The 15263-nt window shown below is 65.0% G+C and carries 13 protein-coding genes; 3 read left to right on the top strand and 10 right to left on the bottom strand.

The features are described 5' to 3' along the window. Nucleotides 1–17: 17 nt before the first annotated feature. Nucleotides 18–1613, bottom strand: a complete 1596-nt coding sequence (locus tag AC1DIP_RS09785; RefSeq protein WP_477733609.1) for a sugar transferase — start codon at nt 1611–1613, stop codon at nt 18–20. 155 nt (nt 1614–1768) lie between these two features. Further along, nucleotides 1769–4456 (bottom strand): LuxR C-terminal-related transcriptional regulator, encoded by a 2688-nt coding sequence (locus tag AC1DIP_RS09780; RefSeq protein ID WP_477733608.1) that lies wholly within the window; start codon nt 4454–4456, stop codon nt 1769–1771. A 493-nt stretch (nt 4457–4949) separates the two neighbouring features. On the opposite strand from AC1DIP_RS09780, the gene AC1DIP_RS09775 reads away from it, so the two are divergent. Next, nucleotides 4950–5819 (top strand): glycosyltransferase, encoded by an 870-nt coding sequence (locus AC1DIP_RS09775; RefSeq protein WP_476208139.1) that lies wholly within the window; start codon nt 4950–4952, stop codon nt 5817–5819. Then, on the top strand, nt 5812–6810 hold the full coding sequence (locus AC1DIP_RS09770) for a glycosyltransferase family 2 protein (RefSeq protein ID WP_477733607.1): 999 nt from the start codon (nt 5812–5814) through the stop codon (nt 6808–6810). Before AC1DIP_RS09775 ends, AC1DIP_RS09770 begins: the two co-directional genes overlap by 8 nt. Nucleotides 6811–6942: 132 nt before the next feature. Here the strand turns inward: AC1DIP_RS09770 and AC1DIP_RS09765 are convergent, their stop codons facing one another. From AC1DIP_RS09765 to AC1DIP_RS09730, 8 genes are all read right to left on the bottom strand, one after another. After that, a complete protein-coding gene (locus AC1DIP_RS09765) occupies nt 6943–7956 on the bottom strand; it encodes a hypothetical protein (protein WP_477733606.1) in 1014 nt (337 codons plus the stop codon). Between the two features lie 44 nt (nt 7957–8000). Continuing rightward, nucleotides 8001–8207, bottom strand: coding sequence for a hypothetical protein (locus AC1DIP_RS09760; protein WP_477733605.1), 207 nt, complete (start codon nt 8205–8207; stop codon nt 8001–8003). Next, nucleotides 8204–8545, bottom strand: coding sequence for a hypothetical protein (locus AC1DIP_RS09755; protein WP_477733604.1), 342 nt, complete (start codon nt 8543–8545; stop codon nt 8204–8206). Before AC1DIP_RS09755 ends, AC1DIP_RS09760 begins: the two co-directional genes overlap by 4 nt. After that, the gene (locus tag AC1DIP_RS09750; protein WP_477733603.1) at nt 8542–10323 is read right to left on the bottom strand and encodes a glycosyltransferase; all 1782 of its coding nucleotides are present in this window, start codon (nt 10321–10323) and stop codon (nt 8542–8544) included. Before AC1DIP_RS09750 ends, AC1DIP_RS09755 begins: the two co-directional genes overlap by 4 nt. After that, nucleotides 10320–11609, bottom strand: a complete 1290-nt coding sequence (locus AC1DIP_RS09745) for a lipopolysaccharide biosynthesis protein (protein WP_477733602.1) — start codon at nt 11607–11609, stop codon at nt 10320–10322. The genes AC1DIP_RS09750 and AC1DIP_RS09745 overlap by 4 nt, the downstream gene beginning before the upstream one ends. Next, a complete protein-coding gene (locus AC1DIP_RS09740) occupies nt 11599–12417 on the bottom strand; it encodes a glycosyltransferase (RefSeq protein WP_476208129.1) in 819 nt (272 codons plus the stop codon). The genes AC1DIP_RS09745 and AC1DIP_RS09740 overlap by 11 nt, the downstream gene beginning before the upstream one ends. 13 nt (nt 12418–12430) lie before the next feature. Then, a complete protein-coding gene (locus AC1DIP_RS09735) occupies nt 12431–13522 on the bottom strand; it encodes a hypothetical protein (RefSeq protein ID WP_476208127.1) in 1092 nt (363 codons plus the stop codon). A 321-nt stretch (nt 13523–13843) separates the two neighbouring features. Then, the gene (locus AC1DIP_RS09730; RefSeq protein ID WP_476208125.1) at nt 13844–14647 is read right to left on the bottom strand and encodes a family 16 glycosylhydrolase; all 804 of its coding nucleotides are present in this window, start codon (nt 14645–14647) and stop codon (nt 13844–13846) included. Nucleotides 14648–14930: 283 nt separating this feature from the next. On the opposite strand from AC1DIP_RS09730, the gene rpsF reads away from it, so the two are divergent. Beyond that, on the top strand, nt 14931–15236 hold the full coding sequence (gene rpsF / locus AC1DIP_RS09725; protein ID WP_015939036.1) for a 30S ribosomal protein S6: 306 nt from the start codon (nt 14931–14933) through the stop codon (nt 15234–15236). Nucleotides 15237–15263 lie beyond the last annotated feature (27 nt).

Below are 15263 nucleotides of genomic sequence, written 5' to 3'. Positions count from 1 at the left end.
CCCATTTTGTGGATGTGCTAGTAGGCGCCGGACGGCCGGACGACGGCCCGGAATGTCCGCCACAGAATCAGCAGGTCCCCTGCGAGGGACCAGTTTTCGACGTAGTAGAGATCCAGCCGGACCGATTCCTCCCAGGAAAGGTCCGAGCGGCCGTTGACCTGCCAAAGGCCGGTGATGCCGGGCTTGATCAGGAGCCGGCGGTGGGTGTGGCGTTCGTAGCCGCTGACTTCGCGGTCCAGCGGGGGCCGCGGCCCCACCATGCTCATGTCACCGAGGACCACGTTCCAGAGCTGGGGAAGTTCGTCCAGGGAATACTTGCGCATCCAGCGGCCGCAGTGGGTGACCCTGGGGTCATCCTTCATTTTGAAGAGCACCCCCGCCCCCTGGTTCTGCTGGCCCAGGGCAGCCAGCTGCGCCTCGGCGTCGGACACCATGGAGCGGAACTTGAACATCCCGAACACCTGGCCGTCTTTGCCAATCCGGTCCTGCCGGAAAAGGATGGGCCCGGGACTGTCCAGCCGCACCACCGCGGCCAGCGCCAGGAGGACTGGAGAGAGAACTAGCAGCGCAGCGAGTGCGCCAATGACATCCATGATCCGCTTCAAGGCGTGCTTTGCCCCGCTGTACTGCGGAATATCAACATGCATGAGGGGCAGGCCATCCACCGGACGCCAGTGGATCCGCGGGCCGGCAACGTTGGTCAACGTGGCCGCCAGGATCAGTTCGGTGGAGGACTCCTCGAGTTTCCAGCCCAGCTCCCGAATGAACTTGTTTCCGCCGGGCAGCGGTCCGGCAACGATCACCGAATCCGCGTCCACCAGGCGGACGGTCCGGGCAATGGCGTCCGTCGACGAGAGGACCGGCACCGTGCAGCCCTCCACCCGCAGGCCGGCTCCCCGCCGGGCCCCAGGGAGGCAGGCCCCAAGGATTTCGTACACCGCCCCTGACCGCCGGGACACCTGCTGTATGACGTACCTGACGTCTTCCGGTTCGCCAACAACAACGGCCCTCGAGAGGTGCCGGCCGCGAAGTTTTTCCGCCGCCAGCCGCCTGCGGAATACCCAACGGTTGGCGGTAAGGGCCACCAGGCCCACCGGCAGTGACACCGTGACGAATGCGGTTGCCCCGTGGACGGAAAGGACCACGGCAGCGAGGGCCATCAGCCCAAAAATCCGGAGGGTGGCTGACGCCACGCGCTTATACTCGTCGGCGCCGATCCCGAGCACCTTGGGATCCCTGGTGTGGTAGGCCTCCAGTGCCGCCAACCAGGCGACCGTGAGCGCCGCTGCAGCGGCCGCTGCTCCGCCGTCCCTGGGGCCGACGGGCGAGAAATCTGCCTCGGAGAGGAGGAAACCGGAGTACACGGCACCCGCGACCACAGCGGCGTCAGCGCCCCGCAGAAGATTCACGTGCCTGGAGATCCAGGCCGCGGTTGCTTTCCGGGGCCGGGCTTCCCGCTCCCCAACAGTGGATGCTGCCGGCGGCAACGGAAACCGGGTTCCTACGGTGTCCGTTGCCGCCGGCTGCTGGGCTGCCACCCGCTGTGCAGCAGCGGGAGCAACGGGCCAGGCAAAGGCGGCCTGCCGGGTCTTGGATACTGGTATCTCCGCCATCGTGCCCCTTTCCAACGCAGCTGCCTGTTCTCTGGCCGTGAAGCAAAACTAGCCCCGGACTGACGCGGTTAAGGGGGAACCGGATGGGCCTTTGTGGGTACCGCGGAGCAAGGATGTGGAAACTGCGGGTACCTGCAAATTGCAGGACTTTCGGCCTATAGGACGGGCAGGACGTACGGTTCGGCCGCGGTGGATCCCTTGCCCGCTGCGAGGGCGGTCAACTGCGCCCTGGACTCAACACCGAGCTTCCGGTAGATGGCGGTGAGGCGTACTTCGACCGTGCGCACGGAGACATAGAGCGTGGCAGCGATTTCCTTGTTGCGCATGCCCCGCGCCACCATCTTGGCCAACGACCGCTCATGGTCCGCCAGCAGCAGCATGGCCGGGTTGCCCTGCGGGCGGACCGGCTCCATGCGTTCATCCAGGAGGAGCGCGTCCACATGCTGGGTCCACGCGTCCGCACCGGCTTCGTCGAACATCACCTTGGCCCGCTGCAGCGCATCGCGTGCGTCGCGCAGCCTGCCGAAAGCGTGCAACCGCTCCGCGTAGCAGGCCAGGGTCCTTGCCCGTTCAAGGGTGTGCCCGTTCCTGCTGTCCAGGGTCTGGCTGAACAGCTGCAGTGATTGCTCACCGTCCGCGAGCAGGGCGCGGCTTCGCGCAACGGCCATCATCAGCCACGGTGACCGCAGCCCCACCGAGCGGCTCTCGAGGCGCAGAAGTGCCTGCGTGGCCTCGTGGTGCCGTCCGAGCCGGATCAGTACTTCCACGAGGTCCGCCTCGCAGCGCAGGAGGGTGGGGTTGCCAAACCGCATGCCGATTTCGGCGGCCCGGGACAACTGGGCTACGGACTCCGCAAGGTCGCCGCGCAACAGCGCGAACTGGCCCTGGCAGGCTGCGAGCTGTGCGGTGATGGCCGGGTGGCTGTCCGCCCCCGCATAGCGGAGTGCCTCGGCAGCATGCGCCCGGGCCTGGGCGTCATCGCCCAGGGCATGCGCCCGCCACACCCGGAACAGGTGGCGGGTCCCGCGGTGGTATTTGAGTTCGGGCTCGGAAAGCTCCAGCTCGTCAATCAGCCGGACGGCCGCGCGCACGTTGCCGGCCCGGATCGCATTGTCAACGGCCATGAATGCTGCGGTTTCCTGCCAATTGACGTGGCCAGGTTCGTCTGAGCTCCTGAGCAGCGCAAAGGTCTCGTGGGCGCCTTCGTAGTGCTCGGCGTAGGTGAGGGCCCGGCCATGCATTAACAGGCCGGCGGCCCGGGCAGCACCCGTTTGTTCCTGTTTGCGGCCAAGGCCCGCGGTGCCGCCTCCGACCGACTCGATCAGGAGCTCGGTTTGTTCAGTGATGCCCAGGCATTGCGCGGAGGCGGACCCCCGGAATGCGTTCCCGTGACGCAGGAGTTCCGAGGCTTCCTGGAGTTCCCACCGCTCGGCGTAGTACAAGGCTCCGATGGCCAGCAGGCTGGCGGCATACGCAGGATCATGCTGGCCGAATTCCTTCACCAGCCGGAGCACCATGCTCGAACGCACGGCGGCGCCCTGGGCGAACTGGATTTCAAAGGAGAGGCCGGTAAGCCGCAGGATCAGTGCGGGGTTGCGGGTTACCCGCTGGGCCCATTCCAGGTACCGGCGCGCGTACACAAACTCACCCCGGTTGAAGAGCATTTCCGCCACGCTGGTCAGCCGCGCCGCGGTTTCCGCTTCCCAGGGGTTGATGGTGAGGGCCCGCTCGATGTACTCCACGGCAAAACTCACTTCGCCATTCCGGACCAGGTCAACGGCGTGCCGGAGCAGTTGGAACGGAGTTTGGCGCTCAAGCGCGGTGAAGCTCAGGTGCCACCTGCGGGCATAGGGGTCCGTCTCGTTTGCTGCTTCCGCCAGGGCCCGATGGTTGGCCGTGCGCACGGCCGGAGTCATGGCCGCGAAGACATATCCCCGCAGCAGCTGGTCGCCGATCCCCAAGTGCGGACCCGTTCGCTTGATCAGGCCTGCGGCCAGCAGTTCGTCGACGCTTGTCCACACTTCGCGGTCGATCTTCTCAATCGTCGAAATGTCGCTGCGGAAGGAAAGGGCCAGGAGGTCAAGCACGTTGCGGGCGCCCGGGGTCAGCCCGCCTACGGCCGACGCGTACTCGGCATCAAAGCTGCCTCCGGAGGGCAGCGGGACGGGCAGCGCATACTTGCCAGCGGTGTGCCTCTCCAGCAGCCGGGTGTAAAGGTCGACGGCGGCGAGCGGGTTGCCGCCGGCTGCTGCGGCAACTGCGTGGGCAGCCGCCGTCGTGGTCCTTGTGGCGGCCATGGTCTCCAGCATGCGGACGGTGTCGCTATAGCCCAGCGGGCCCAGGCGAAGGGTGGAGAGGCCGCTGAAGGGGTTGTCCGGGAGGTCCTCCCGCATGCCGACGAACAGAACGATGTCCGTACCCACCAGGCGCCTCGCCACAAAACCGATGACTGCCTGGCTGCTGGGATCCAGCTGGTCAGCGTCGTCGAGCACGACGATGGTCCGCGAGGATGAACGCTGGTGGAGGCCGTTGAGCAGCATGCTGGAAACTGCCGGTACGCTCATGGCCCCGGTGGTGTCCCGCAGCAGCTCGTCAGCGATCCGGTTCAGGACCGGATCGTCCATGTCGTTCAACAGCGCAGTCAGCCCTGACAAGGGCCAGTCCGATTCGGCCGCGGTGGCGGACAGGAAGACGGTGCGGTAATCGGAGAGCATGGGGATCGCGGACAGAAGGGCGGTTTTTCCCGTGCCTTTGCGGCCAATCACCGCCAGTGCGGTGTCCTTGGGCCCGCGGATAACCGACAGGATGCGGTCCAGTTCTTTGCTTCGGCCGATAAGTGGCATGGAGTCCCCATTCGTCGAAGAAGGAGACCGCATTCTTGCACTGCCGGATCATGTCGCAGCAGTCCGCTCCCCAGTGCGGATTCTGCCGGTACCTGTGAATATAGCGCCGCAACCAGCAGGGGCACCACAACGTTCCCGCTGGATTCCATCAAGATTGGCGCCTGCACTTGATCAAGGGCCTCCGTGGGGTACTTGCCCCATCCCGGAGGCATGGCCCCCCTGCCCTCCGATTCCCGCTCCAGGGCAATCCCCTATACCTAACGGAATCCGAAAACCCAGAGCCCCTTACTTGCCTAACAGGGGGTGAACGGTAGGTAAAAAGCGAGTACCTACTACTCGTGATACCCGCATTAGGTAGGGGATAGTCTTCCTGAAACGGCCAGAGGATTGGCGATGGGTTGCTGGGGGACAGCGACCAGACCATGACCGGATTAAGCGTTGGTGCCGCTGCCGAAGGGCCGGCGGCATTGTCAAGAATCCGAACTGTCATGAAGTGGTGAGGCAATTGTCGATTTCGCCCCAACTTCCAGCTCTGTTTTCCGAGCCGGGACTGTTATCTCCGCAAGCATCGATCAGCGTGATCATCCCTACGTTGAACGAAGAAAAGAACATACCCTGGGTTCTGCGCAGAATGCCATCCTACGTCGATGAGGTGATCATCGTGGACGGCCGCTCGCAGGACAACACAGTTGAAGTGGCGAAGGCAGTCCGTGCCGACGTGGTGGTGGTCAACGAAACCCGGAAAGGAAAGGGCGTAGCCCTTCGCTCCGGCTTTGCAGCGGCCTCGGGCGACATCATCGTGATGCTGGACGCGGACGGGAGCATGGATCCGCGGGAAATCGGCTGGTTCGTTGCGCCGCTCCAGCACGACTTCGATTTCGTCAAAGGCTCCCGGCACGTAACCGGCGGCGGGTCCGAAGACCTCACCCGTTTGCGGAAGGCCGGCAACAGGGCCTTGACCGGACTCGCCAATGCTGTTCTGCACAGCAACTATTCAGACCTTTGCTACGGCTACATCGCCTTCCGGCGGGAATGCCTGGAGGTGCTGGAACTGCAGTCCGACGGCTTCGAAATCGAGACCGAACTCATTGTCCGGGCTGCCAAGGCGGGCCTGCGGATCGCGGAGGTCCCCAGCCTGGAGCTGGACCGGATCTCGGGAGCATCCAACCTCCAGACGTTCCGCGACGGGTGGCGGGTCCTGCACACGCTGGCCCGCGAATGCACCGTTTGGGAAGCCCCAACCGCGGGTGCCCGCCCGGAGGCCCTCCGCCGCGTGAAGTACACCTATTCAAATGTCCGCTTCCCGCGGCTTCCGGTGGATCCGCACAGCGTCCTCACGCCGGTGGTGAGCCAGCATGCTTGACCGCATGAAGCCCCTGTCCGTGACAGTAGTGATCTGCGCCTACACCTCGGAACGGTGGGGCATGCTGCTGGACGTCATCGAATCCGTCCGCAACCAGACCCTCACCCCTGACCAGGTGCTGGTTGTCATCGACCACAACCAGGACCTGCACGAAAGGCTCGTCGAGATCGTCGACGACGTCACCATCGTGGAAAGCACCGGACTCCCCGGCCTGTCAGGCGCCCGTAACACGGGTGTCGGTCTCGCTGAGTCGGACATCGTTGCGTTCCTTGATGACGACGCCGAGGCGGCACCGGACTGGCTTGAACGCCTGGTGGCGATGTATGACGATCCCGACGTCCTGGCCGTGGGCGGGAAGGTTGTTCCACTGTGGGAAACCGGCAGGCCCGGTTACTTCGGGGAGGAACTGGACTGGATTGTGGGATGCAGCCACCGCGGGTTGCCCCGCGTGGCCTCGGAAGTCCGGAACGTCATCGGCGCCAACATGTCGTTCAGGCTTGAGGTGCTGCGCCAAGTGGGTGGTTTCAACCAGGCCCTTGGCCGAAAGGGCACTTTGCCGCTCGGCTGCGAGGAGACCGAGATTTGCATCCGGTCAACCATGGGAGCGCCTGGCGCCCGCATCGTTTATGAACCCGCGGCCCTGGTCAGGCACCATGTACCGGCCGAAAGGGGCAGCGTGCGCTACATGCTCTCAAGGTCCTGGTCGGAGGGAATTTCCAAAGCGCAGGTCAGCCACATCGTCGGGCAGAAGAGGGCACTTGGGCCCGAACGAAGGTATGTCCGCAGCACGTTGCCGCGTGCGGTGTTCTCCGGAATCCGCGATTGGAGCCGCGGCGCGAACCCCCAGGGACTGGGCCGGGCAGGATCCGTCCTCGCCGTACTGGCCTTCACCTCCGCCGGCTACATCCGTGGACGCCGGATTGCCCACGGGTCAACGACTCAGCTGGCTGAGCTTGAGCTCCAGGGCGCACCGTGGCGGCAGGTCCAGTGACACCCGGATAGGGATCCTCAGCCGCAAGGGCCTGGGTACGGTGGAGAACCGGACCCAGGCCCTTCGGCGTTGTGTGCAGCCGTCCGTTGTTCCGCAGGGAAAGCCAAGTGAATGAAGCCGTGCAGGGGGCTCTTAGCCGGCCATCTGGCGCCAGTAACGCAGCCCGCCTTCGGTGGACCCGTCGTCGGCAACGTTTATGACGGCGTAAGGGAACGCCGTGCGGTCTGCCTGGTCGGGCCCGAAGCCGCGGACATCGGAGGACCAGGTCCCGGTGTTGATGTAGCGGGTTGGCGAAGCCTCGAGCGTCGATTCGAGGGCACGGTGCGTATGGGCTGAGGCATACCAGGCCACGCCGGAGCGGTACGTTTCCAGGATCCCTGCGACCCTGGCGGCCGCTGCGGGGGGCTGGTCGCCGCCATGGATGTTGCGCCCGGCGGCAGCAAGCACCATGCGGGTGGCCGTTAGGGGCAGTGCTGACACGGACCGGAAACGGGAGAGGCGCGCGAGTTCCCGCACTGCCGTCCCGTCGAGTGTGAGCCGCGACGATTCGGTCTGCAGCAGCTCGTCGTACTCGGGCCTCCGGACCCGGCGTTCCGCCCGTTCCGAGGCCACGCAGGCCCGGGCCACGGCTCCGGCACGGCTAAGCCGCGATGCCGTAGGATCCGCATGCCAGGCCGCCAGTGGCGGCAGGTCCAGCTCGTCCGTGCCATTGACGGCGGTGCGGAGCACTTCGGGTATCCGGTGCAGCGCATGATGGAGGTGCCCGTGTTCGGCCACGAGCACGCCTGGGACGTAAAGGAGCCAAGGGTGCACGCTGACGCGGGTGGGATCACCTGGGGACAGCAGCGCTGACAGCCGCGCGGCCACCGGGGGCCGCGCCAGCTCCACGTCGTGGTTGCCGCAGACGAAATGCAGCCGGACGCCGGCTGCAGCGCATGCCTGCAGCGCCCCCAGCGTTTCGGAATGGTGCTTGAGGATGGACTCAAGCCTTGCGAGGCTCTGCGCCTCGTCCAGCCTGACGAGCTCAAACGTGTCACCAAGGAAGATGACGTGCTGCTCCAGGCCTGGTGGTTGGGTTTCGTGCACCTCGCGGCGGAGGAACTCCGGCAGGACTTTCCCCGGGTGCCGGGGATCGCTGTCCGACACGTCCAGATGCAGATCGCTGAGGAGTACCCATCGCGCCGCGTGGTTCACGTCAGCAGCCCCAGGACACGCGGGAAAAGGAGGATAACCAACAGCAGCCACATGGCGCCGACTGCGATCCTGATGTTCACGGCGCGGCTGAAGAGCCGCAGGCTTGCCGGCTGTCCGGACGCTGACCCGGTATGACGGACCTCCAGCCCGATAAGGGTAACCAGCAGAACGGCAGCGGCAACCAGTCCGGCGATATCGATCATGACGCGGCCTCCTGCCGTGCGCGTGCAAGGCACGCAAGGATGGTTATGGCACCCATGGTGACGACACAGGCCTGCCAGGACCAGACGGAGAGGTAGAACATCGCCGTGGATACCGCGGTGAGGCTGGCAAGGCCGAGTGCCAGGACAAGCAGTGCGCCGAGGCCGAAGTCGCTGACCCGCATGAGCCTGGTGAGTGCCTGTCCCGGGAGCAGGACGAGCACAAGGAGTGCGGCGACTGCCTGGATCGGTGTTGGCAGCCCAAGGAGGGACACCACGGAGAGGACCACGGCCGTGAGCGCGATCGCCATGGTGGGCCGGCTTATAGTACGGGCGTTCATGGCGCCACCCGGTACACTCGGGCGTCGCTGTTGCTGAAGGCGAGATCTACGCCGTCTTGTGCCTTGAGCCAATTTTCCAGCTCCTCGAAACTGTGTGGGGTGGTTTGGCCTTGCAAGACAAGGCTCGATTCCGCGGAGGTCATGAGCAGCAGGTAGCCACCTCCGGGGTTGTGCTTGGCGTAGCGGTAGACGAGCGGGCCGCACGTTGCCGCCGACAGGCTGGAGGGACAAAGGTCCTCGATGGTCCGGTACCGGTGGTCAAGGTAGTCCTGGCTGCGCCAAGGCGTTGGATGGGCTGCCGAGATGATCGCGGAGCCGGGCGGCGCGAGATTGTCCACGGCTTGGACAGCGGCGATCTCATCGTCCGCGAACACGTCGTACTGTGCGTTGCCGAACCTGCCGGTCACTGTCATCACGGCGAGCAGGACACAGGCCGGCACCAGGACCACCGCGTTGCGGGACGAAAGACGGACGCCGCCCGTGGTGGGGAGCAGGACTGAGCTCGCCTGCACGGCAATGAAGGGCAGTGCAAACAGCGAGACGCGGATGAGCATTTCCCCGCCGTAGGCCTGCACGGGAAAGAGCAGTAGGGGAGTGACAGCCAGGAGGACCACCCGGATATCAAGGCGTCCCCGGCGCCAGTCGCGGACCGATCCAATCGCGGCGAGGACCCAGAGAATAAGGGTGAGCGCCATCCGGATCTGGACCACCAGCACATGTCCCGCTGAACCCGTCGTGCGGTCCACGAGGTTCGCTTGGATGGCGGTCTGCAGTCCTGCATCCGCCAGGGGCGGGTGACCGGAAAGGTAGGCGCTTGCCGGATAGACGAGCCACAGCACCAGGAGGATGCCGGTAATGAGCGGCAGCCTGCCGGGCCACACCCGCCCGCTGAGGGTGAGCGCGGTGACGGCGATCAGTACCAGGAACGGCGTCAGTTGGTGGCTTGCGCATATGACGGCGGTCAGGAGGAGGGTAACCACGAGGGCGCCGACCCGGTGCCCCGGACGATCATCGGCCGGCGTCCTCGCCAGCCACCATGATTTGAGGGCGGCCCGCTTGAAGCCGGGGAAAGCAGGAGCCTTGGCGGCAAGGGGGCCCATGAGGAGCACGATTACCACCAGGTACAGGAAGAAACCGAAGGCCTGGGGAGACAGATAGTCCTGGTCCTGCCAGTTGCCGAGGCAAAAGATCCAAAGCACCAGCCACTGCCGGCGCGGATCCTTTGTCAGGTAGCGGGTCAGCACGCCCACGGCGGCGAGCCACAAGCCCATGTTGAACACCGGTGCCCACAGGGCGAGGGTCACTGGGTCGATACCGGTTGCCCGGAGCACCGTTGCAAGGAGCGCAAAGAAGCCTGGCCAGTTGAAGTACGCATCGATGTTCGGATCGACTTCGCCGGAAGTTGAAAGAGCGTCGGCGATGCCAAGGTGGCGGAAAGCAACCTCCCCGCGGGGGATATCCGTGATGAACGCGGCAGCGCCGAAGAGCATCAGCACGAGGACTGCGATGAGCCACAGCATGACTGGCCGGCGCGCGGGCCCGGTGGCATCTCCCCGCAGCGCCACGACAAAGGCGACGTTGAGGATAAGAACGCCCACCCAGAAGGGGTAGGGGAGTACAGCCACAAGCCCAAGGTCGCTGCGGACGGGTACTGCCACCGTGGCGGCACTGCCCACTGCCAGAGCCAGTGAGACGGCGCCTGCTACGGCGCACCAGATGTCACGGGCATGCCACGGGTGTGATCGGATCCGGCTCGGTTGCTTCAGCGTGCTGGTCATGACGCCTCCTTTTTGGCGCGGCGGAGAATTGCGAGCAGTCGGAGGCCCACCGCGACGGCCCCGACGTAAAGCACCACCATCCACGCAAGGGCCATGGCGCTTGAGCCGCTCTCAGCGGCCCACAGAGCCGAGACGCAGAGCGCGGTTCCGAGCACTACGCCGACCACGATGGCTTCTGTGTAGAGTCCCAGGACGCGGCAGACGGAGTTGTAGGCCTGCAACACTGCGTAGGCCACGAGTCCGGCAGCCAACAGCCGCAGTGCGACGGTGGACGCGTTTGCGTACCTGTCTCCGAGCAGGTGGAGAAGCGGGTGGGCGAAGACAATCAGTACGACGGCGGCCAAGCTTCCTATGACAAGCGACCACCGGAAGCTGGTCCAGGTAGTGGTGGCCAGGCGGTCCGGGTCCCGCACTCCCTCGGAGAATTGGACGATGCCAATCAGCATTGGTGCGGTGTACGCGGCCCAGGCCATCATCCATGCCGGGTACCAGTAAGCCGCGACCTCGGGCGATACCAGGTGCGCGAGCAGGAGCGGCAGTACCAGCCCGGGGGCGCGCTCGGTGAGGGTAAGGAGCTGGTTTGGTATTCCCAGCATCAGCAGCGGCCTGTGGCGTGCCGGGTGCAGGGTGGGGCGCGGCCGGTATCCGACCAATTTCCGCAGCTGGATGGCGCCGATCATGCATGACACGGCCGACCCCAGGGTCCAGCAGGCCAGCAGGACGTCAGCGGAGGCTCCGTGGGCCTGCCAGGCGACCAGGGCTGTGGCCGCGAGGGAAGCCACACCGCCCACCGTGTACCGCATGGTCGCACTGCCGCCGCGCCCCAGTGCTACGAGCGCCTGGTCCAGTACCGTGCACATGGTTCCGGCGACGGCGGCCACGATGAAGGTCAGCCAGAAGAGGACCGAGAGTGAGGCCGAGTCGGGCGCCACAAAGGTCTCCAGCACGAGGTAGCCGAGGGCCAGGACCGTGCCGGCTATTCCCACAATGCCAAAGGCCGCGTCCAATACCCGGGCGGGCGGCTCCCCGCGCCCCACCGACACGATGACGGCTGAACCGGTGCCCAGCACTGCCAGTTGGGTGCAGATCATCACCGCCGACACGGCGGCCGTGGTGAGCCCCACCTCACGGTCAAACGTGGCGTGCGCGGCCAGGATCCAAAATGCGAAGCCGGTACCGGTTTGCGCCGCCTTGGCGATGACCAGGCCGATGGAGCTGCGCAGGGGAGAGTGCCGCCGGACGGCGGATGAAGCCTCCGATGGGGCAATCTCCCGCTCAGCCGTCACGACCTAAACCCCTAGCCATTCCCGCGTAGTTGTACCAGCAGAAGGCAACGTAATAGCGCACCCATTGAGGCTGGCCGGCGGCGAGGCTCAGTACGCTCCCGCGGGCTGCCGCCGCTGCGGGCAGCAGTGCCAGTCGTGCACCGCGCCAGCCGTGCTTGCGGACCATGCGTCCCAGGCCCGTGCCGTCCATGAGGAACTGGTCGAGCGCGAAGTCGAAGTCGTCCGCGGCAAATCTGTGTTCAACGAAGACCCGCTGCGACACGCCAGTTTTCATTCCCGACTGCCTCATGCGCCACCGCAGTTCGATGTCCTCCCCGGACTTAAAGGAATCGTCGAAGCCGAGGTTCAGCATCAGATTCCGGTCCACCAGTGTCGCCACGAGCCCGAACCAGTTGCGGCTGCGGCCCGTGCGGTGGTGGTGCGCCAGGGCCTGCCCCCAGTAGCCCGGGCCGGCAACGCTTTCCAGGCCCGCCTGGAGGGCGTCATACCCGTCCTCCACGAACTCGATCAGCAGGTCCGCCACACCGGTCGCTCCGAACACGACGTCCGCGTCCACGAGAAGGACCCAACGAGTGGTGCTGCTGCGGACCCCGAGTGTCCGGGCCCAGGGAAGGCCCCGGCCTTCATCACTCAGCACCCGGGCGCCCGCCTCACGGGCGATCTCGACAGTTCGGTCGGTGGACAGGCCGTCCACCACGATAATCTCGGCTACACCGGACTGGCGCAGGGCTTCCAGGCAGCCTGGGAGTAGATGCTCCGCATTGCGGGCCGGAACAACCGCCGTTACGTCTGCTGTGCTGTGGGCCACCGTCCTACCCCTTTCAGACGTGCTCGTCGAGGACTGAGGGCAACAGCTCCTCAAGATGCCGAACAATGTCGTCCGACGCCTGGTCCGCGGAGTATGCGGCCGGTACCTGCAAGAGATGGCAGGGACGCCCGTCCAGCGCCTTGTTAAGCACGAGCCCCTTGGCTGCGAAATGCTCCCGCCACGGGACCACGGACGTGGCCGCCAGGCCCGTCACCACCCGCTGCGAGAAGCCGGCCATCTCGATGTGGAAGTTGCCCATCATCCGGTCAACCATCCAGTCGCTCGTCCGCTCAAGGATCCTGGACCGTGCGCCGTCGTAGCGTTCGATATAGATCGAGGCTGCCAGTGGGGCCTTGGTGGTGACTTCCCGTCCCGGGAATGCGGCCTCGGGGGTGACCATCCGGTGCTCCGGCGACCACCGCCGGGAGAAGTCTGCCAGCCGCGGGTAACGGATAACGAAGGGGTGCACCACCGTGGTCAGCCGGCCGACGGGTCCCGAGAACCTTGAAGGAACGAGGGGTTTCCGTGCGCCCTCAAAAAGGTGCGGGTAGATGGCCCGGTGATGCGGTTTGATGAACATCGGCTTCGCATAGCCGAGCAGCGTGGCGTCCTCAGCGAGGAATGCCCAGTCGTCTCCCATGAACGACCATCCCTCGCGCCGCATCAGTTTCGCGGCGGTACTCGTCTTGCCGGTACCTCCTGCCGCGGGAAGTGCGATCGCGTGGCCACGGTACGCCATGGTTGCTGCGTGGATCATTGCAGCTCCGCGGGCCACCATGGCGGCGTCCAGGACGGGCACCACGGTGGTCAGGAGTTCACCAGGTCCGTGGATCCGCCAGTGGTCTGCGTCCCTGACCACCTGGACCCGGTCGGCCTGGAACCTGACGCTGTTGTCCGTGTATGCCAGTTCGTGCTCAACATGGCCGGCATCCGGCATCGGCTCCGGTTGGTCGTCAACGACGATCTCGGCCTGCCCTTCCTTATCGGAGGCGAAACATGCCAGCATGCTCTGAAGCTGCTTCGCCGCCGGTGCCGTCGCGTCCACGTTGATCGTGACGCGGCCATGAATGTCGAAGTGCAGTGCCTTCGCTCGCCTGTTGCTCATGGTCCTCCCCTGTCTGATTGGTGTCAGCCGTGGTTTCCGTACCTGGGTTCAAGCCCGCCAGTGCCCCTATGCGGATTCGAAAACCCCGGCGTGTGACTCCGCCGGCAGAATCGAGCGTAGGGTAGGTCCGCTACGTAAACACCGGTAGTAGGTACTCGCTTTTGCACCGGGCCCTACGTGGGGAAATTCGCGGTTACGCAGGCAATAGGGGTGGAGGGACAGCGCCCTGGGCCGTGTTAGGTACGTTAGGGGTTGGGGTCACCGGAGTACTGGGTATAGGGGGTACCTATTCCCAGTGATGAGTACGCTTCCGGGCAGCTCCTATAGGCGGGGACTGCCTGCAGCCGGGTAGACGCGGACCCAGTCAACACGCATCTCGCCAGGGCCATCGGCGGTGACATTATCGGGGAACCAGTCCAATTGAAGTGTCTGGTGCATCGAACCAGGAGGCTGGTGCGCGGGATCGCGGTCTTCAAACCACTTCACGCCGTCGATGTAGCCCACGATGGCGTCGGGAGTCCAGTCGACCGCATAGTTGTGGAACTGGGTCAGGTCCAGGGCCCTGGAGACGGACGTCTTCGAGTTTGAGCACCCGTAGTGGTGGAAGAAGTTGATCAGCCCCCAGTTGCCCGTGGTCTCCATGTAGTCGACTTCGCCGTCACACGGCCAGTTCCCACTGTCCGGCCACAGGATCGACACCATGTGGTAGGCATCGTCGCCGGAACCGGCGGCCCGGACCTCCCAGCGGCCGTACCTCTGTTTGCCAAACTTGGCGCTTATGCCGGCGGAAACGCCGTCCGGGGTTCCGGTGATGACCATTTGGGAACCATCAACCGTGGCCTGCCGGGGACTGCGGATGCCATTCCCCGCATGGCCGGAACTATCGTAGACAGACCACTTCGAAGAGTCCGGTGCGCCGGTGTAGTTGAACTCATCGCCGGCAATCGGGGCACCCCAGGCCAGCATCGCGGCGGCAGAGTCGGCCACTGGCGTAACGGCCCCCGGCATGGCTGATGCCGGATCGGAGCCTTGGTCCGCCCCGTTGGCTGCCGGCTGTGCAGGAGGTGAAGAGCAGCCGGACAAGAACATTGCCGCCACGCAGATGGCGATCAACTGTCGACGCATACGTCAGATGATAGGGCCCCGGCTGTACGGTGCCTATGGGAGTTGTCTCCACCGGGCCGCCCCCGTTTTCCACATAGCCGCATTGACCAGCCCCCTCCCGCATCCGCGCTGGCTAGCCTTGGGTCAAGCGTGAATCGCCTATCGGGTCCAAATGCACTAAGATATTGAAGTCTGTGCTGCGTCCTGCCTCCGTTCCGGTGGCCGGGCATCGCGCGGAATCGCAAATGAACCTCCTGTTACGGAAATGCCGTAACCGCTTAGCCCAAAGGAGGTGGGTTCACATATGCGTCCTTACGAATTGATGGTAATCATCGACCCCGAGGTCGAAGAGCGTACCGTTGAGCCGTCGCTTCAGAAGTTCCTGAACGTCATCACCAACGATGGTGGAACCATCGAGAAGGTTGACATCTGGGGCCGTCGCCGCCTGGCTTACGACATCAAGAAGAAGTCCGAAGGTATCTACGCCGTGGTGAACTTCACCGCCAAGCCTGAGACCGCCAAGGAACTTGACCGCCAGCTGTCTCTTAACGAGACCATCATGCGCACCAAGATCACCCGCCCCGAAGAGCAGAAGGTTGTTGCTGAGTAATTCAGCACCATTCTTCATTCTTTACCC

It is taken from the genome of Pseudarthrobacter sp. 05T312, assembly GCF_056396685.1.
This window is presented reverse-complemented; position numbering and strand designations above follow the sequence as displayed.